The sequence below is a fragment of the Pseudoalteromonas sp. CO348 genome (genome assembly GCF_004208845.1).
Taxonomy (GTDB): domain Bacteria; phylum Pseudomonadota; class Gammaproteobacteria; order Enterobacterales; family Alteromonadaceae; genus Pseudoalteromonas; species Pseudoalteromonas maricaloris.
This window is the reverse complement of sequence record NZ_SGPI01000021.1, coordinates 188,206-207,376: the sequence shown is the minus strand read 5'-3', so window position 1 is coordinate 207,376 and position 19,171 is coordinate 188,206. Positions and strand designations below refer to the sequence as shown.

The following is a 19,171-nucleotide window of genomic DNA, read 5'->3' as shown; positions in this document are numbered from 1 at the left end:
AAGCACTTTAGAGAGTAATAGCATGAAGATTTCACTAATAGTACCAACTTACAACAGCGCTGAGTATATTCAAGCTTGTCTTGCAAGTTTGGTGACTCAATTAGAAGATTTCGCTGAGATCATCGTAATTGATGATTGCTCAACGGATGGTACTTTTGCGTTGTTATCAGCTTTTGCAGAGCGCAATCAAGCTGTGCATGTGCTCCAGACTGAGACTAATAGTGGTCCGGGAGTTGCGCGTAACTTGGGTATAGAGCATGCTAAAGGGGAGTGGATTTTATTTGTTGACAGTGATGACGCATTGACTGATCTAGCGTTAAAGCAGTTGATACAATTTGTTGATCCCGAAACCGTTAATTGTGATGTGGTGGCTTTTGACTGGCGATATAAAAAAGATAACGTTAACAATGAGACATTTCATTTTGAAGGTCGGTTTGATAAACCTGAATTTACAAATGAAAAAGCGTTGTTGTTAGAAAAATACGTAAAATTTAGAATGGATCATTCGGCAATTTACTTGATGATCAAGCGTCAATTATTGATAGAGCATCAGGTGTCCTTTGCTGGTGGCTTCCATGAAGATATTGACTTTACCTTTTTAGTGTACTGGCATGCAAGGGAAGTAAAATTACTGGATGAAGTTATTTATTTAAAAACCCCACGACCTGGTTCAATAGTGAATTCGGTTAGCACGTCTCACATCAAAGGATTTTATCGTTCTTATGCAGTGATCCACACACTCCTCAAATCAGTTTCAAAGAACCAAAGCCTGTATACTGCTTTCTTAACCGGTGTAATTGGGTTGGTTGCTACTTGCATCAGGAAAATATTCTTAAAAGCGCCAAGTAAGGAGCTTCGAGAGCCTCTCTATGAATATACGTTTAAACAACTTAACGATTTTTCTGTGCCTATTGATAGCCTACCATTGGACAAAACCTATTACAGTTTGTTAGTAAAACACTTTCTTAATACCATGATGACGCATGAAACCGCAGCGCAGCGCCGAAGTGAAGTAATAGATGAATTCCTAGAAGAAAACGAAGGGAAAAAGTGGAGCTGTATAGACTTACATCACTCCGCGTTTCTTGCACCAAAAGAAATTCGTACTTGCTGTAAGCGTTTCTTTGTTGACAACGAAATGCGTGGCGACGTAACTATTGTTAATAGTGAGCAGCTAGAGCAATCCGAAAATCTAGTAAAAACGATAATGGATGCAAAGAAAAAGCTATTTGCAGATATCAATATGGGTGAGCCGACAGGTTGCGATGGTTGCCCTTACCTAGAGTTTAAACAGTGGGGGGCGATTGAATCTAGTAAAATTACAAAGGTATCGTATGAGCATCACTCAGTATGTAACTTGAAATGTAGCTACTGTAGCGATACTTACTACGGTGGAGAAAAGCCAGCTTACGACGTACTGGCTTTGCAAAAAGCATTATTAGATGAGCAACGACTGAGTGAAAAAGCGCTTTGCATTTGGGGTGGGGGGGAGCCTACCTCTGATAAGCATTTTTCTAAATTACTTTTGCAGACAACGGAGCGATTACCGCTATCAAGCAACCGGGTTATAACTAATGCGGTAGTGTTTAATAAAGCGATCTATGAGCTACTGCTCGCTAAGAAAGTTAGCATATTTACGAGTATAGATGCGGGGACTGAAGAAACGTTTGTCAAGATAAGGGGTAAAAACAGCTTACATAAGGTGATGGAAAACCTTGTAAAGTACTCCAGTGCTAATGCCGAAGCCGTTACGGTTAAATACATATTCACGGATGGAAATAAGTTTCAAGCGGAAATTCGTGCGTTTGCCGAGCTAATTGATCGATATCAGCTGAAAGCTTGTAATTTTCAGATAAGTTTTGATTTTAAAGAAGAGCGTATTAGCAGCGATGATTTGGTGCTTATTGTGCGTTTATATAAATCATTAAAGCAGCTTGGCGCACACGTGGTTTATTTAGACGACTTGATACTCATGCGTATCGGAGAGTTAAGCGCTGATGAAGAGGCGTTGTTAGCGGATAAATTGGAGCTGGCTGGGCTGAATGATATCGTCGCGTTAGCGGACTCCAAAGTGCCTGTTGCTCTTTGGGGGGCAGGAGAAACAGCACGTCTGTTATTGGAGCATAGCAACTACTTCAAAAGAGTCGAGTTAGCTTATTTTGTTGATCCAGACCCCAATAAAATTGGAACCACGTTTATGGGTAAACCGATTTATGCACCAGATATGCTGACAAAAACCCAGACACCGGTGTTTATCGCAGCGGTTCAGTACTATGCTCCGATATATAGAGAATTTAAGCAACTACGCTTGCCTGACAGCCGTTTGATTAACAAGCTTATTATCTAATCAGAACAGCGGACAAACTGGAAGGCCGATTGCACGTTTACGGCTGGCTTTGAGGCTACACGATGTAAAAGCACTATTATGTTCAGCACAAGGTGAGCTACAAAAGATAGGTTGAACAACACCTTATGCAAGGGGGAGATATCCCGAAAGTGATTTTTATTTTAGTGGTATGAAGAGCTAAACCGAAGGTAAAAGTCGTTAGCAAAGCTTGGCTCATTCAGAACTCAAGAGCGAAGTGTTTGATGCAATTGGCTGAAAATTTATTCCCTAAAATTGATTAGGGAATAAATAAGGTCTATTGAAACGATATTAATTCGCTATTTTTTCCCAAGTACCAGAGTGTACAGATTCTTTGGCGGCTTTAAATAGGCACAGACCTGCTTTAGCTTGCTCTAGGCCAAATACGTAGTCATTGCTTTTCTTTTCACCTTCCAGATATAAGCATAGCTCGTGGTGTATATCTGCGTATAGGTTAGCGAATGCTTCGACAAACCCGGTAGGGTGGCCTGGCTTCATACGGTTATACCGAAATTGACCTGCGTACTCACATTGCCCAGCGCGGTCCAAAATTTCTCTGCGGCCATCATTATAGTTGAGTTCAAGTTCATCTGGGTTGAGTTGATACCAAAACGCACTCCCTTTTTCACCATAAATGCGCACTTTTAAGCCATTCCTATGTCCTATTGCTGTCTTAGACATCCACATACTACCTTTAATATTACATGGATATTTTAATAGCATATGTACATCATCTACTAAATTTGGGTACTGCGAGTGATTCGCAAATTCTGCTATGGTTTCGTTTGGTTCAATGTCGAGCAAGTAAGTGGACAAGTGATGTAAATGAACGCCTAAATCCAAACAAATTGTTGGAACTTCGCTGTCGTGTAAGCGCCAAGCCTGAGGGCTAGAAGCTTTCCCCGCAATATCTGGAGGTCTACGAAAACCCTCTTGAGGCATCTCTAAATGAACTTTCTGTATGGTTCCCAGCTTATCGTGCTTAATCAGATGCTTTAGCTCTCTGATCATGGCATAACCTGAATAGTTATAGGTAACTGCTAAGAAGTGCTTACTGGCGTTATAAGTCTTCTCGAGAGTTGCTATTTCAAGTGGGCCGCAAACTAATGATTTTTCGCAAATTACGGGTATATCTTGCTCCAACAAAGTTGTGAGAACTTCGATATGGTGGGGTGTAGGTGTCAGTATAACAAATGCATCTACGTTACTTTTCTCTTTTTTTATAAGCTCTTTCCAGCAACGATAAGTGCGTTGCTCTGATATACCCCAGCGATTTGAGGTTGCAATGTTTTGTTCCGTATCTCGTGAAAAAGCACCAGCAACAACGGTGAATTTGTTGTCGAGTTGAGTGGCTGCAAAGTGTACATAACCGACAGCTGAATTATTGCCACCACCAATGAACGCAAGCTTTAGTGGGGACTGGTTTGTCTTCATTTGCATTTTAATTCCTATTCGTTATGGCCACAGTGCGGGGTTGGTTAACGCTAAATCATCCACACTCAAATCTGGCAAGTCACTTGAAGCTATGTGAATCGCATTCTCAAAAGCTGATAGTATGTCAGTAAGCTCTCGAGCCTTATTTACTCCAACAACACAGTGATCTATCGCTTTTTGCTGTAATACATAAGCGAGGCTAATAACTAACTTGGAGGTATTGAAGGTCTCTGCGAGTTTTGAAATCTGTTCAAGGTTGCTTATCCAAGGCTTGAAGTAAGGCGGTACTTTGTCAGATTCCATCAAAAGCAACCCCTGTAGAAATATACTTCGAGCATGAACTTCAATTCCTCGTTGTCGGAATTGAGCTAACCATCCTGTCTGTTCAAAGTATCTGTCCAATACATTGTATGGTAGTTGAACTAGATCAAGCTGATAAAGTGATAAGAGCTGTTTACAGTCAGCATTGGCATACATCGATACACCTAGCTTTGAAATTTTTTTTTCACTTTGAAGGGCTGTTAGTCTTTGCCAGATTGCTTCTACTCCGGGCTTTAGGAGATCTGCACTTTGGTGAAATAACACGCCGTATAAAGAGTCGGCGCCGAGTTCCTCAAAAGCACTTTCAATATATTGCAGGTAATGGTCTACATCCGACTTTTCGAAGTAAGCTTTGTTGAGCGGAGGAAGTTTCGTGATCAGATTGAAATCACGTTTGGCTACATGATGATCGTTTAGGACGTTGTGACTATTGCCGTAACCGATAGCAGTATCAATCAAGTTGATATTATTTTTTTCAGCAATCTCTAGAATTTGAGCCACTTCTGCTGTGCCCGGTCTGCCATCAAAATTACTCACTCCATAATCTAAACCAAATTGAACGGTACCTAGTGCTAACTTCATAATAGCTCCGACAATATGGACGAGATGTAAGCAATATCTTGTGTTGTCAAATTAGGGTGTAGAGGCAAAGTAATGGCACGTTTATAGTACGCTTCCGCATTGGGAAAATCACCTTTTTTAAATCCGAGAGATTGGTAAAACGGCTGTAAATGAATCGGGATATAATGGACGTGTGCAAACACTCCCTTATCGCGTAAATGTGTGACCACGTATTTTTGGTCCAAGCCTTCAGGTAGCAGCACGATATAAAGGTGATAGGAGGAGCGACGATTAGATAGCCGAGTTAAATGGCAAAGCTGCTTAGGCAAATTATCACTGTAAATCTCAGCCAACTGGTTTCGCCGAGTGACAAAATCTTCTAGGCGCGACATTTGACTTAGTCCGAGAGCAGCTTGTATATCTGTCAGTCGATAATTAAAGCCTAAAGATTGCTGTTCATAATACCAAGGGCCGTGACTTTGCTGGACTAATTCTTTTGGATCAGAGGTAATACCGTGGCTTCTAAATGACTTGGCTCTGTGTGCTAATTGTCCATGCTTAGTTGTAAGCATGCCTCCTTCAGCACTTGTGACAATCTTTACTGGATGAAAGCTAAATACGCAGATATCACTGTATTTACAGTTTCCTACAGGTTCCCCTTTGTAATTCGCACCGATAGCGTGGGAGGCATCCTCTATTACTTTAAATCCATATTTTTTCGACAGTTCAGCAATTTCATACATATCGCAAGGCTGACCTGCAAGGTGCACTGGAATGATAGCTTTGGGTAATTTATTTTCAGATTTTGATTGCTCAAGTTTTTTTGTCAAAGCTTGAATCGACATATTACCCGTTTGGGTGTCTATATCAACAAAGTCGATGCTTGCACCGCAATATAGGGCACAGTTACTACTTGCTACGAATGAGACTGGTGATGTCCAAACGATATCATCTGGACCGATTTCTAATGCTAAGCACGCTATGTGCAAAGCAGAAGTAGCACTATTACATGCTATAGCATGTTCAACATTGCAGTGTTGCGCAACTTTTAACTCAAAATCTTGAACTTTAGGGCCTTGGGTTAGCCAGTCTGACTTTAGAACTTCAATGACAGCATCTATATCATCTTGATTAATATCTTGTCTGCCATATGGGATCATTTAATTGCCTCAATGTTAAATGCCAATATTTCTTCAACAGACATATAATCAGGGTTATCGAGAGAGTTAAATTCGAAGTTAGTACTAACAGGGTGGCCTTTTTCGCCAATTGCGTTGATCGTAAAGTCGTTACTTCGACTACTGAACTTTATACCTGGAGCGATAACGAAATGATCGTCATATTCAAAAGTATCAAAGCATAAGTCTGCAGGACACATTACTTCGTGAAGTTTTTCGCCTGGACGTATACCAATAATTTTCTGCGGTAAGTTGGGGGCCATCGCGGTCGCCAAATCCGTAATCTTTATGGAAGGTATCTTTGGAACGAAGATTTCACCACCTAGCATCCGCTCAAAATTCTTCAGTACAAAGTCAACCCCTTGCTGCAGGCTTATCCAAAAACGGGTCATTTCAGGGTGTGTGATAGGAATGTGATCTTTACCTTCATCAATGAACTTTTGAAAGACAGGAACTACAGAGCCTCTGGAGCAGACAACATTGCCATAACGGACAACGGAAAAAAGAGTTTTATGTCCACCTGCAATATTGTTCGCAGCGACGAAAAGTTTATCTGATGCGAGCTTCGTAGCACCGTATAAATTAATTGGATTTGCTGCTTTATCTGTAGAAAGTGCGATAACCTTTTCTACATCATTATCTAAAGCGGCTTCAATCACATTTTCAGCCCCATTAATATTGGTTTTAATACACTCCATAGGATTATATTCAGCAGCAGGAACTTGTTTCAATGCAGCGGCATGAATGACGTAGTTGACGCCTTGCATTGCTCTTCGTAACCTATCTTTATCTCGTACATCTCCGATAAAGTATCGCATGCAGCGTTGATTAAACTCTTGTTGCATCTCAAACTGTTTTAACTCATCTCGAGAAAAGATAATGATTTTTTTAGGCTTGTATCTCTCGAGCAAAGTTTTTACATATTTTTTGCCAAAAGAGCCTGTGCCGCCGGTTATTAAAATGGTTTTATTATCAAACATAGGGTGTCCACCTACAGGTGCAATCAAAACTTTACAGTATCGAGTATCGAAACTGCTCTAGATATCTCACCGATACAATAAATTAGCTACTACTCAATACTTTATATCACTTCTATGTGTTTTGCAGTATTTATGCCAGTCATTGCAGGAAATTTAACGGCTATGGTGACTTTTTGCTCACAATAGCGTAGATTTAACCTAATGATAGTGAATGGGGGTATATATGAAAATCCAATCACAAAGTACTGCTTTTTTTAATCGTACGGAGCAGACTGCTAATAAACTCAATCAACAGCTGGCTTCTGGTAAGAAGGTTAATTCTGCTGCAGACGACGCTGCGGCTTTGCAGATCATTAATCGTTTGACGTCTCAACAGGACGGCTACAGTCAATCTATTCGTAACGCATATGATGGTATCTCGTATTCGCAAACTGCTGACTCGGCATTATCTGGTGTGAATGATGCGGTTTCCCGAATTAGAGAATTATCGATTCAAGCCGGTAATGGGGCGCTGACAGATAGTGACCGTCAAGCGTTGCAAGAGGAAGTATCGCAGTTGCAAACGCAAATCAGCGAAACGTTTGAAAATACTACATTTGGTGGCGCACAAATTTTTGACGGTGAGTCTCGTAGTTTTCAGGTAGGTCCCGACGCTAATACCACTCAGTCGCTACAGCAGACTGATGGTGGTTTTGCCAGTGCAATATTGAGTGTAGACATTTCGACGCAGGCGGGCGCACAAGCTGCCATTGATGCGGCAGATACAGTCTCTGAGGATTTAAACAGCCAACGCGCGGAGCTTGGCGCATTTGAAAATGCGGTATCTAGTACAATTCGCTCTGCAAGTAACCAACGTGAGAACATTGCGGCGAGCCAAAGTCGAATTCAAGACACCGATTACGCGCAAGCGGTGAGCGATCAAGTTGCCAACGATATTTTATCGCAAGCTTCTATTGCTTTGCGTGGTCAAGCTAATCAGTCTGCATCATCGGTACTAGGTTTATTATAAATTAATACCAAAGTATTGATATAGAACAGCTCTAGTGGCGATTTTTTGGCGTTAATGTCAAAAAGTTGCCACTTAGGTATTGCATCCCCCTTAATCTCTCTTACAATCTAACTATTGAAAAAATTTTAAGTAGATTGGTTCTCAAGCAATGGTCTTGATCTTAGATAACAACAACAAAAGAGCGATCGGATTAGGTGCGGCACTTAGTTTTGTCGGTCAAGCAAATGAAGTGCTGGCCGAAGAGCGTTATGAGCCCAAGATCCTTGATAACAACCAAGAACCAATTTTTGTGCTAGGCGCTTTGCAAAGCTTAACACACGAAGCGTTGATAAAATCTCATCCCGCCGTCCCGTTTTTATTAATAGGTGAAACGCTCAGGCCGCTACTTGCATTACCGAATGTAATAGGGCTTATCACCGAACCCTTTGGGCAAGAAGTCACGATGCAATTGCTACATGACTGTCAGCAATATTTACGTATGCTTCCAAATAAAGAGAACAAGCTACTAAATAAGAGCTTTGATGGTTTAGTTGGGGAAACCGAAGCGGTTAAAAACGTTCGTTTCTTGATTTCTCAAGTGGCTAAAACCGACGCCAATGTCCTTATTTTGGGTGAATCGGGAACCGGTAAGGAAGTGGTTGCACGTAACGTACACTTATTGTCTAAACGTGCACAGGGACCATTTGTGCCAGTTAACTGTGGTGCTATCCCTGGGGAGTTGTTAGAAAGCGAGCTTTTTGGTCATGAAAAAGGCGCGTTTACTGGCGCGATTTCAGCCAGAAAAGGGCGTTTTGAACTGGCGCAAGGAGGTACGCTTTTTCTCGATGAAATCGGTGATATGCCACTGCAAATGCAGGTGAAATTGTTACGAGTTTTACAAGAACGCACCTATGAACGAGTAGGGGGCACAAAGCCGATTCAGGCGGATGTTCGTGTGATTGCCGCAACGCACCGTAATCTTGAAACCATGATTGAAGACGGCAAGTTTCGCGAAGACTTATTTTATAGACTCAATGTATTCCCCATTGAAAACCCCTCTTTAAACGAGCGTGCGGAAGATATTGCGCTACTGCTAAAAGAACTAACACGTAGAGTAAATGAACAAACGGGCAATTCGGTTAAGTTTACGGATAGAGCCGTAGACAGCTTAAAGTCGCACGCTTGGCCTGGGAATATTCGAGAGCTTGCAAACCTTGTGGAACGAATGGTGATTATGTTCCCAGACAAGGTTGTCGATGTGACTGATTTACCACAAAAGTACCGCTATATAGAAGTCGAAGCGTTTGAGCCTGAATATCCAGAAGAACTTTTGGAAAAAGATGCCTTCAACGAACTATTTAGCGATGGTTTTAGTGACGATGAAGAGGATATGGTAGCAGAAGATTTTGCGCCGCAAGCATCGAATGTTGGCTTACTGCCGGACGAGGGGATAGAGTTAAAAGAATATTTAGCAGAGCTTGAAATTGATTTGATCACTCAAGCTTTAGAGCGCTACGATTATGTGGTTGCTCGCGCGGCTGAAATCTTGGGCGTTCGCCGTACAACATTAGTTGAGAAGATGAAAAAGTATAATCTCAATCGTGATTGATAGTTCATCAATTACTACCTAACCTGAACTCGGGATAAGAAGTAAGTTAATCCACTAAAATCACTAAATTCAAAAGCGAAGTATCACTCTAGCCAGAAGTTATTTCTTAATACAAGGCAAATTTGTGCGTCAATAGCTGGCCTATTGTAAGCAAATTTAACGCAGTAGTAAGGGGTAACAGCTGCTAGAGAACAAGTTGTTATTCCAAGTTCAGGTTACCTAATCAACTCAACAAGGCCGCTTAATACGCGGCCTTGTGTTTTATTGTTTAAAGTCGAGTAAAATCCAAGTCTTGATAACTGGCAATAATGGTTTGTTTGCAAAAACAGTTATCGGCATGGTCGTTAACCATGCCGCAAGCTTGCATATGTGCATACACGGTCGTTGAGCCTAAAAACTTAAATCCACGTTTTTTTAAGTCCTTGGCAAATTTGTCGCTGAGTTCACTGGTGGCAACGGCATCGTGTTTGTCATGTATGGGATTGATAACAGGCTTGTAATTAACAAATTGCCACTGGTATTTTGCAAAGCTGCCAAACTCTTGCTGAATTTCAATAAATCGCTTAGCGTTGTTTATCGTGGCTGCGATTTTTGCACGGTTTCTGATAATTCCGTCAAATGCTAATAGCCGCTCGACATCTTGCTCTGTCATCTGGCTCACTTTGTGTACATCAAAATCGTGGAATGCTTTTCTATAGCCTTCACGTTTTTTCAAAATGGTATACCAGCTTAAGCCAGCTTGTGCAGATTCCAATGTGATAAACTCAAACAAGCTCTGGTCATCTAGTACAGGTCTTCCCCATTCCTTATCATGGTATTCAACATAATCGGGTTTGCTCTCGTCTACCCAGCCGCATCGTATTGTCATTGTTGGCTCTCTTCTATCTAATTGTGAGTATGAATAAGCTAAATGATTTACTACGCCAACTACTCATTGCGGCATCACATTTGGCTTTCAAAAACTCTAGCATAATGCTGTATATAAAAACAGTGTCAATAAATTGATATTGTTAAGTGTTCTGTAACTCTATGTTTTATATCAAATATAAAGTTGGATCGTTTTTTGCTTTTATCCATTGAGTTTATTTTTAAGAGAGCGGAAAAATGGCATTAGCACATGTTATTAATCCACAATTTGTACCAACGACGAATCGCTACAATCCCTGTTTGCTGCAAGAAGCCTACGTTGGTGAATTGAGCGACCTTAGACAGCAGGCGAGTTGGTTAAGTCATCTAGTTGATACTATGCCTGCAGGTGTTGTGGTACTTGATGGTCAAGGTATGATTGCCAAGGCGAATCAAATCGCGATGGATATGTTGGGTGAACCACTCGAAGGTGAAAAGTGGTTTAGCGTTATTCAGCGTTCATTTCGACCACAGCAGGACGATGGTCATGAAGTCTCTCTTAAAGATGGCAGAAGAATTAAGTTAGATATAACCGCGCTAACACCGGAACCTGGGCAACTCATTTTGATGACAGATCTTACCGAAACGCGCCGACTCCAAAGTCGTGTTGCGCATATGCAAAGGTTAAGTGCGTTGGGAAAAATGGTTGCTTCATTGGCGCATCAAGTGCGTACGCCGTTATCGGCTGCGATGTTATATGGTGCAAATCTAGGTGCAGCTAATCTTCCTCCGGCTTCTCGAGAAAAGTTTCACGATAAGTTGATGTCTCGGTTAAAAGACTTAGAAAGCCAAGTTAATGACATGCTGTTGTTCGCTAAAAGCGGTGAACAACAAGTGGTTGAGCGAGTGTCAATGCAACAATTATTAAGTGAAGTCAAAGCGGGTGCTGACGCTATGGTTGAGCTTAACCAAGCAAAATTGGAAGCATTTTTACCCGAGCCAGATATCGAAATATTAGGTAATCGTACTGCGCTTGCAAGTGCGATCCAAAACCTGATCCACAACAGTATTCAAATAATTGGCAGTGCGGCACACATTGAACTTAATGCAGAGCGCGAGCCGTGTGGCGAGTATGTACGTATCTCAGTTGTTGATAATGGACCTGGCATCGATGAAACCTTAGTCGACAAGTTGTTTGAACCATTTTTTACAACTAAGTCGCAGGGGACTGGGCTAGGACTTGCGGTGGTTAATTCGGTCGCTAACGCGCACAAAGGGTTTGCGCAGGCAGACAATGTTGAAGGTAAGGGCGCACGTTTTAGTTTGGTACTACCACTAATTGAGGCGGAGGAACTATGAGTAACAGAGTTTTAGTTGTTGAAGATGATGCTGGTTTAAGAGAAGCACTCATCGATACATTGCAGCTTTCAAATATCGAGTGCGTAGAAGCAAGTTGTGCGGAACAAGCCGTTTTATTGCTAAAGCAGGAAACCTTTTCTTTGGTGGTGAGTGATGTGCAAATGGGTGCCATGAGTGGGCTTGACTTGTTAAAGACCATTAAACTCAACTATCCCGAATTACCGGTATTGATGATGACAGCATACGCGACCATTGATGATGCGGTTGAAGCGATGAGATTGGGTGCCATCGACTATATGGCTAAGCCGTTTGCGCCTGAAGTATTGCTCAATATGGTTGGACGTTATCTACCTGAGAAGGAAAAAGAGACAGACGGCCCCATTGTTGCCGATCCAAAGAGTATTAAACTACTTGAACTGGCTGTAAAAGTAGCTAAGTCAGATGCCAGCGTTATGGTACTTGGACCGAGCGGTTCAGGTAAAGAAGTGTTGGCTCGCTATATTCACGATAAATCCGACAGAGCAGACGAGCCCTTTATCGCAATTAACTGCGCTGCAATCCCGGAAAATATGCTCGAAGCGACTCTATTTGGTTACGAAAAGGGGGCGTTTACAGGTGCCATTCAGGCGTGTCCTGGAAAATTTGAGCAAGCACAAAAGGGAACGATTTTGCTTGATGAGATCACAGAGATGGATTTGGGATTACAAGCAAAATTACTTCGCGTGTTACAAGAGCGCGAGGTAGAGCGTTTAGGCAGCAGAAAAACCATTTCACTGGACGTCAGAGTGTTGGCAACCAGTAACCGCGATTTAAAAGAAGCGGTGGAGGATGGGGTATTTAGAGAAGATTTATATTATCGCCTCAATGTTTTCCCGCTAGAGTGGTTGCCACTGAAGGATAGAGCGGGTGATATCGCTGTGTTAGCCGAGCATTTGTTGGTAAGACATACGCAAAAAGCAGGCAAGCCAACACCTATATTAAGCAGCGGTGCAAAGCACAAGCTCAGTTCGCACAGTTGGCCTGGAAACGTAAGAGAGCTAGATAACGTTATTCAACGTGCCCTGATTTTGTTCCAAGGTAATGAAATTCAAGAAGATGATATTTTTATCGAAAATTTCTCACCGATGGCTTTGATTGAGTCAGCACCACTTGTAAATAATGAAGCATCAGCTTTAATGGAGCGATCTCAAGGTGAGGATGAGATCATTAGCTATAAAGATGAGCTACAGGATAAAGAACACCAAATTATTTTAGATACGCTGGCAAAGTTTAATGGTAAACGCAAAGAGGTGGCGGAGGTATTAGGTATGAGTCCTCGCACACTTCGCTACAAGCTGGCAAAAATGCGAGATTTAGGGATTGCGCTACCCGCTTAACCTAGGTTAGCTGAGCTTAAAAACAATGAGTTAGTTCGTTGTTTATCCACATCTCAGGCTAAGCTTTATCTGTTAATTCAAATTTAATCAGGTGCCTATAAAGATCAGCAGATCTTAGGCGCCTAGTTTTCACTTCTATGTACTGCCAATTTTTCGACATGGTTAAAATGTTGTAAGATGTTGAAAATAAATGGTTTTAAGTTGGCACGTTTTCTGCTTTATTACAGGTAACTAAGAGTTATTTTGAGTAAAGCATCATGAAAGTACAATCATCAGCGCTATTTCAAGAAATGCAGGCAATGGCTGCAGAAGCGACGAGAAACACACAGCCATCAGTGCAGCCGGTTAAGACTGCGGCATCTTCGTCGGCTCAGTTTGGCGATTTACTCTCAGATGCACTTAATACGGTTCATGGCTTACAACAAGAAGCGAAACAAAAAGTCACCGCTGTTGAAATGGGTGACAGAAGCGTTTCTCTTGCAGAAGCCATGATAGCGAAACAAAAATCGTCGGTCGCTTTTGAGGCAACAGTGCAAGTTCGTAATAAACTTGTTGAGGCCTATAAAGAAATCATGAGCATGCCAGTTTAATTGAGTGACTGTGGAGAGTAATCGTGGCTACTAATCAATCAACAGATCTTACGCTTTCCGATGCAGCGCTGAATAATGACAGCGGTTCGGATGAGCAACAAGAGCAAAAATCAGGCTACTTCAGTGCGCTAAGCGGTGTTGATATGTTGCGCCAGGTTACTCTGGTTATTGCCCTTGCTATTTGTTTAGCAATCGCAATCTTTATTATCATTTGGGCGCGCCAACCAGATATGCGCCCACTTGGTAAATATCCAACAGAAGAACTCGTTGAAACGTTAGACTTTTTAGACCAACAAAAAATTGAATACCAATTAGATGGTAATACCATTTTAGTCGCTGAGTCGGACTATCAAGACATAAAACTACGCATGGCGCGTGACGGTTTTACCCAGTCTCCGAGTTCTGGCACTGATATTCTGATGCAAGATATGGGTTTTGGTGTTAGCCAACGTCTTGAAAGAGAGCGCTTAAAGCATAGCCGTGAGCAACAACTTGCGAGAACAATTGAAGAGTTACAAGACGTAAATCGTGCAAAAGTGTTGCTTGCAATACCAAAAGAAAACGTCTTTGCGCGTCGCGAGAAAAAGCCCTCAGCAACCGTAGTTATTACCCTTAAACGTGGCAAAACGCTTGGCGGCGAAGAAGTTGATTCAATCGTAGACATCGTGGCATCAGCGGTACAAGGCCTAGAACCTTCACGCGTGACCGTCACCGATCAAAACGGTCGTCTACTCAACTCTGGTTCTCAAGACTCTTTAGCTGCACGCTCGAGAAAAGAGTATGAAATCGAACGTAAGCGTGAACAAGAGTATCTAGAAAAAATTGATAGCATCCTGATCCCAACTGTAGGTCTTGGTAACTTTACCGCGCAGGTTGACTTAACGATGGACTTCAGCGCAGTTGAAGAAACGCAAAAACGTTATAACCCAGATTTACCTGCGGTTCGTAGCGAAACGACGTATGAAGAAAATAATATTGGTGGTTTAGCTGTAGGTATTCCGGGGGCACTGACTAATCAACCTCCCATAAACTCGAATATCCCAGAGATTGCGGGTCAAGGCGGCAATGGTCAAAGTGCAACACCAAGCAGTAATCAAAAAGAAGCAACCCGTAACTATGAGTTAGATACCACTATTAGCCATAAACGTCAGCAAACTGGGGTTATTCGCCGGATCAGTGTGAGTGTGGCCGTTGACTACCTCGCAAAACCTGATGCTGAAGGTAACATGGCAATGGCGCCGCGTACGCAAGAAGAGTTAAATAACATCCGTCGTTTGCTACAAGGTGGTGTGGGCTTTGATATGCAGCGAGGTGATGCGCTAGAGGTAGTGACTGTGCCATTCGTACGTGAAGACCTCACTGAAATGCAAGAGATACCACTTTGGGAGCAAGATTGGTTCCAAAAGACAATCCGTCTTGCAGCAGGTACCTTAGTGATCATTGTGCTAATCTTAGCGGTAGTAAGACCTATGCTTAAGCGTCTAATTTACCCAGATGATACGCTAGAAGATTTTGATGAAGATGCGTTGACCAGTGGTGTAGATTTAGGTGACAGTACACTCGATATGCTAAATAACGAATTCGATGAGTCTGCGGTTGGCTTCTCTTCTGACGGTAGATTACAATTGCCAGACTTACATGGCGACGAGGACTTACTCAAAGCAGTACGTGCCCTAGTTGCTAACGAACCAGAACTCTCATCACAAGTTGTGAAAGCGTGGTTGACAGAAGATGACTGATCAAGAACAAAAACAATTGCCCGCAGCCTTTGACGTTGACAAGCTAGATGGCGTCGACAAGGCTGCCATCTTACTGCTTAGTTTGACTGAAGAAGATGCGGCTCAGATTTTGAAACACTTAGAGCCAAAACAAGTGCAAAAGGTCGGTATGGCAATGGCCTCCATGGATGACCTATCTCAGGCTAAAATAGCAGCTGTGCACAATTTGTTTATCGAACAAATTCAAAGTTTTAGTACAATTGGTTTCCAATCGGAAGATTTCATTAAGAAGGCGCTAACCGCAGCACTTGGTGAAGATAAAGCGGCAAGTCTTATTGACCAAATCGTTATGGGCTCCGGTGCAAAAGGGTTGGATTCGTTGAAGTGGATGGACTCGAAGCAAGTTGCCAATATTATCCGCAACGAACACCCGCAGATCCAAACGATTGTATTGTCTTATCTCGAGCCTGAGCAATCCGCCGAAATCTTGTCTCAGTTTCCTGAGAAAGTACGCTTAGATTTAACAATGCGTATTGCAAACTTAGAAGAAGTACAACCTGCGGCACTACAAGAACTCAACGAGATCATGGAGAAGCAGTTCGCTGGTCAAGCTGGTGCACAAGCAGCGAAAATGGGTGGCTTAAAAGCCGCTGCAGATATCATGAACTACTTGGATACTAATATTGAAGGTCAGTTGATGGATTCAATCCGAGAACATGACGAAGAAATGTCGCAACAAATTCAAGACCTCATGTTTGTGTTTGAAAACTTGATGGATGTAGAAGACAGAGGTATCCAAGCCATACTGCGTGAAGTGCAGCAAGACGTACTGATGAAAGCAATTAAAGGCGCGGACGAATCTTTAAAAGAAAAGATTATGAAGAATATGTCTAAGCGTGCTGCTGAGATGATGCAAGATGACCTTGAGGCTATGCCTCCAGTGCGGATCAGTGAAGTGGAAGCTGCACAAAAAGAAATTTTGGCAACGGCTAGACGTTTGGCTGACTCAGGCGAAATTATGCTTGGTGGCGGTGGTGGTGAGGAGTTCCTATAAACCATGGTCGATAAAAAGTTGTATAAAGGCCGCCCAGTCAGCACCGAAGCGCTGGATGAGTTATTAGAAAACTGGCCCATTCCAGATGTTACGGATAAGCCCGAAAAATTCCGCGGTCGTTCGACCGCATTCGGTACACCACTTGAAGAGTTGTATACGAAAAAGCAGGCACACCCCGAACCTGAGCCACAAGAGCCTGAATTTCCTACTTTGACCATTGAAGAATTAGAGCAGATCCGCCAGGACGCCTACGACGAAGGAATAAAGCAAGGCCATGAGCAGGGCTATATTGAAGGCTTTGACAAAGGGGTTTCTGAAGGTAAAGAAGCCGGTTATAAAGAAGGCGTAGAAATAGGTAAAGAAAAGGGACTTGAGGAAGCACAACCGCTTATTGAAGAGAGGATGAAGGCGCTATCCACTATACTAGATGGCATGCAAACCCCACTGAAAAAGGTTGATGATGAGTGTGAAAAGCAGCTGGTTGTACTTGTCAATTTATTGGCGGAGCAGGTTATTTTTAAAGAGCTTAAGACCACGCCTGACCTCATTTTAAACGCGTTGAAAAAAGCAATGGACGCGTTGCCTGTCAAAGATCAAACAGTACGCATCCATCTGCATCCAGAAGATTTGGCCTTAGTGCAAGCCATGTACGGCGAAGAACATATACAATCACAGCATTGGCAGTTACTTCCAGAGCCGACGTTGGACAGAGGTGGCTGCGAGGTGAAAACGCCACAGTCATCCATTGATATGACGCTTAAGAACCGTATTAGCGAAGTGTTGGAATCATTTTTGCAAGATAGCGGTATAAACCAATAATACTGCACTGTTATCTAGATAAGCGAAGCAATCAAATCAGGATAACGATGCCTTCCTAAGGTAATTGCGAACATGTCGACATCTGCTGCTATGAGCGAGCGCATCAGTAAGTATCAGAAATTTATTAAACCATATGGGGTTGCGGTTGCAGGCAGCCTCACCCGTGTGGTTGGCCTCACCCTTGAAGCTAGGGGGCTAAGTGCTCCCGTCGGCAGCCAATGTAAAATCGAGACACTGGGCGGTTTTATTGATGCAGAAGTCATCGGTTTCAATCAAGAAACGCTTTACCTTATGCCAAACGATCATATTACAGGCGTCCTTCCTGGAGCGCGAGTGATCCCAAAAGTTAAGGATGCTGGATTACCTGTCGGAATGGGTCTACTTGGCCGCGTGGTTGACGGACTTGGTAGGCCACTAGATGGCCTTGGAGCCATTGACGCTGAGAAGCATCTGAAATTTGCCGCAGCGCCCATTAACCCACTTGCAAGGCGTCCAATCGACTCACCAATGGACGTAGGTGTACGCGCGATAAATTCGATCGTGACAGTGGGTCAAGGCCAACGTATGGGTCTGTTTGCAGGGAGTGGTGTGGGTAAATCGGTACTGCTTGGCATGATGACACGAGGCAGTGAGGCGGATGTTATCGTCGTTGGCTTGGTCGGTGAACGCGGTCGTGAGGTGAAAGAATTTATTGATGAGATTTTGGGCGTCGAGGGTAGACGCCGCTCCGTCGTGGTTGCCGCTCCCGCCGATGCCTCACCGCTGATGCGCTTAAAAGGCTGTGAGAGTGCAGTGACTATTGCGGAGTATTTCCGCGATCAAGGATTAAACGTACTGTTATTACTGGATTCGGTGACGCGTTATGCCATGGCACAGCGTGAGATAGCGCTTGCGGTTGGTGAGCCGCCAGCCACAAAAGGATATCCGCCTTCCGTGTTTGCAAAGCTCCCAGCATTGGTTGAGCGCGCAGGTAATGGTGGTGAAGGACAAGGCTCAATTACCGCATTCTTTACGGTATTGAGTGAAGGTGATGATATGCAAGACCCCATTGCCGATGCTGCTCGAGCTATTTTGGATGGTCATATTGTGTTATCACGAGAGCTTGCCGATAGTGGTCATTATCCAGCGATAGATATTGAAAAGTCCATTAGTCGAGTCATGCCTCAAGTGGTATCAGAGGCACATATGCAGCAAGCCAGAGTGCTCAAACAAGTCTATTCAATGTACCAGCAAAATAAAGACATGATCACCTTAGGTGCTTATCAACGTGGCAGTGATCAGATGTTAGATCAGGCGATAAATATGATGCCTGCGATGAATAACTTCCTTCAGCAAGGCATGAAAGACGTGATCAATTATGACGAGTGTTTACAAGGCCTCGCTAAGCTACTAGGACAAGCATAATGGCAAATAACAAACTGACTTTATTGCTTAAGCTAGAAAAAGACAAAGAAGATAGCCTTCGAGCGAACTTTGTTCAAGCCCAGCAGCACTTAGCAACAAACCAACAACGGTTATCGGGACTAAACGATTTTCGTCTGGAATACAGCATGCAGCTTCATACTAAAGCACAAGTTGGTCTGTCTAGTGGCGGATTCAATCAATATCATAACTTTATTAATAAGATTGAGCAGGCAATTGATCAGCAAGCAAAAACGGTCAACACCGCGAAGCAGGTGGTTGAACAACGTCGCAAGCTATGGCTAGCGCAACAGGCTAAAACGAAGGCAATTGAAAAGCTTATCGAGAAGCAAGCCCTCGCGAAGCAAACTCGTCTTGCCAAAGCAGAGCAAAAGATGCTTGATGAGTTTGCAACGAATCAGTTTGTACGAAGAGAGCGTGCTTGGTAAGTTGGCTCGAAATATGCTTCGTAATAATTAGCGTTTTATTATTTAGGTAGTTCACTCGTAAAAGTCACTAATATTCATAGTGTTGGTTTTTAACGGTGTATTACAACGGCAGGACATTGCCAC

General features: G+C 42.9%; 16 protein-coding genes. 11 read left to right on the top strand and 5 right to left on the bottom strand.

All coding sequences use genetic code 11. From position 1 onward, the window contains the following. Window positions 1–22 precede the first annotated feature (22 nt). Window positions 23–2,347, top strand: coding sequence for a glycosyltransferase (locus EXT48_RS11140; protein ID WP_130164493.1), 2,325 nt, complete (start codon window positions 23–25; stop codon window positions 2,345–2,347). Window positions 2,348–2,656: 309 nt separating this feature from the next. Here the strand turns inward: EXT48_RS11140 and EXT48_RS11135 are convergent, their stop codons facing one another. The 4 genes from EXT48_RS11135 to pseB are packed head-to-tail and all read right to left on the bottom strand — an operon-like array spanning window position 2,657 to window position 6,839. Beyond that, on the bottom strand, window positions 2,657–3,805 hold the full coding sequence (locus tag EXT48_RS11135; protein ID WP_239652680.1) for a Gfo/Idh/MocA family protein: 1,149 nt from the start codon (window positions 3,803–3,805) through the stop codon (window positions 2,657–2,659). Window positions 3,806–3,820: 15 nt separating this feature from the next. Further along, window positions 3,821–4,702, bottom strand: a complete 882-nt coding sequence (locus EXT48_RS11130) for an aldo/keto reductase (protein WP_069018751.1) — start codon at window positions 4,700–4,702, stop codon at window positions 3,821–3,823. Next, window positions 4,699–5,841, bottom strand: a complete 1,143-nt coding sequence (gene pseC, locus EXT48_RS11125; protein ID WP_045989532.1) for a UDP-4-amino-4,6-dideoxy-N-acetyl-beta-L-altrosamine transaminase — start codon at window positions 5,839–5,841, stop codon at window positions 4,699–4,701. The genes EXT48_RS11130 and pseC overlap by 4 nt, the downstream gene beginning before the upstream one ends. After that, window positions 5,838–6,839: a UDP-N-acetylglucosamine 4,6-dehydratase (inverting) gene (pseB, locus tag EXT48_RS11120; RefSeq protein ID WP_039492537.1), complete on the bottom strand. Its 1,002-nt coding sequence runs from the start codon at window positions 6,837–6,839 to the stop codon at window positions 5,838–5,840. Before pseB ends, pseC begins: the two co-directional genes overlap by 4 nt. A gap of 223 nt (window positions 6,840–7,062) precedes the next feature. Between pseB and EXT48_RS11115 the strand changes: the two genes are divergently transcribed. Together EXT48_RS11115 and EXT48_RS11110 are read left to right on the top strand one after the other, a co-directional pair. After that, complete coding sequence (locus tag EXT48_RS11115; RefSeq protein ID WP_039492535.1) at window positions 7,063–7,848, top strand: flagellin; 786 nt, start codon at window positions 7,063–7,065, stop codon at window positions 7,846–7,848. 148 nt (window positions 7,849–7,996) lie between these two features. Further along, window positions 7,997–9,436 (top strand): sigma-54 dependent transcriptional regulator, encoded by a 1,440-nt coding sequence (locus EXT48_RS11110; protein ID WP_039492533.1) that lies wholly within the window; start codon window positions 7,997–7,999, stop codon window positions 9,434–9,436. A gap of 268 nt (window positions 9,437–9,704) precedes the next feature. On the opposite strand, the gene EXT48_RS11105 is transcribed toward EXT48_RS11110, so the two are convergent. Next, complete coding sequence (locus EXT48_RS11105) at window positions 9,705–10,304, bottom strand: DNA-3-methyladenine glycosylase I (protein ID WP_130164492.1); 600 nt, start codon at window positions 10,302–10,304, stop codon at window positions 9,705–9,707. A gap of 236 nt (window positions 10,305–10,540) precedes the next feature. Here EXT48_RS11105 and EXT48_RS11100 point away from each other — a divergent pair, with 236 nt between their 5' ends. The 8 genes from EXT48_RS11100 to fliJ all read left to right on the top strand — a co-directional run bounded on the left by EXT48_RS11100 (window position 10,541) and on the right by fliJ (window position 19,048). Continuing rightward, the gene (locus EXT48_RS11100) at window positions 10,541–11,641 is read left to right on the top strand and encodes a PAS domain-containing sensor histidine kinase (RefSeq protein WP_045961672.1); all 1,101 of its coding nucleotides are present in this window, start codon (window positions 10,541–10,543) and stop codon (window positions 11,639–11,641) included. Further along, window positions 11,638–13,017 (top strand): sigma-54 dependent transcriptional regulator, encoded by a 1,380-nt coding sequence (locus tag EXT48_RS11095; RefSeq protein ID WP_130164491.1) that lies wholly within the window; start codon window positions 11,638–11,640, stop codon window positions 13,015–13,017. Before EXT48_RS11100 ends, EXT48_RS11095 begins: the two co-directional genes overlap by 4 nt. A gap of 257 nt (window positions 13,018–13,274) precedes the next feature. Next, entirely contained in the window at window positions 13,275–13,607 is a 333-nt protein-coding gene (fliE, locus tag EXT48_RS11090) for a flagellar hook-basal body complex protein FliE (RefSeq protein ID WP_010369155.1), read from the top strand. 20 nt (window positions 13,608–13,627) lie between these two features. Further along, a complete protein-coding gene (fliF, locus tag EXT48_RS11085) occupies window positions 13,628–15,346 on the top strand; it encodes a flagellar basal-body MS-ring/collar protein FliF (RefSeq protein ID WP_130126591.1) in 1,719 nt (572 codons plus the stop codon). After that, window positions 15,339–16,379 carry a flagellar motor switch protein FliG gene (fliG, locus tag EXT48_RS11080; RefSeq protein ID WP_010369151.1) on the top strand — a complete coding sequence of 347 codons (1,041 nt, stop codon included), beginning with the start codon at window positions 15,339–15,341 and terminating at the stop codon, window positions 16,377–16,379. Before fliF ends, fliG begins: the two co-directional genes overlap by 8 nt. Window positions 16,380–16,382: 3 nt before the next feature. Beyond that, on the top strand, window positions 16,383–17,198 hold the full coding sequence (gene fliH / locus EXT48_RS11075; RefSeq protein WP_039492521.1) for a flagellar assembly protein FliH: 816 nt from the start codon (window positions 16,383–16,385) through the stop codon (window positions 17,196–17,198). Between the two features lie 72 nt (window positions 17,199–17,270). Next, window positions 17,271–18,602 (top strand): flagellar protein export ATPase FliI, encoded by a 1,332-nt coding sequence (gene fliI, locus EXT48_RS11070; protein WP_130164490.1) that lies wholly within the window; start codon window positions 17,271–17,273, stop codon window positions 18,600–18,602. Beyond that, a complete protein-coding gene (gene fliJ / locus EXT48_RS11065) occupies window positions 18,602–19,048 on the top strand; it encodes a flagellar export protein FliJ (RefSeq protein WP_130164489.1) in 447 nt (148 codons plus the stop codon). Before fliI ends, fliJ begins: the two co-directional genes overlap by 1 nt. The last annotated feature ends 123 nt before the right edge of the window (window positions 19,049–19,171 follow it).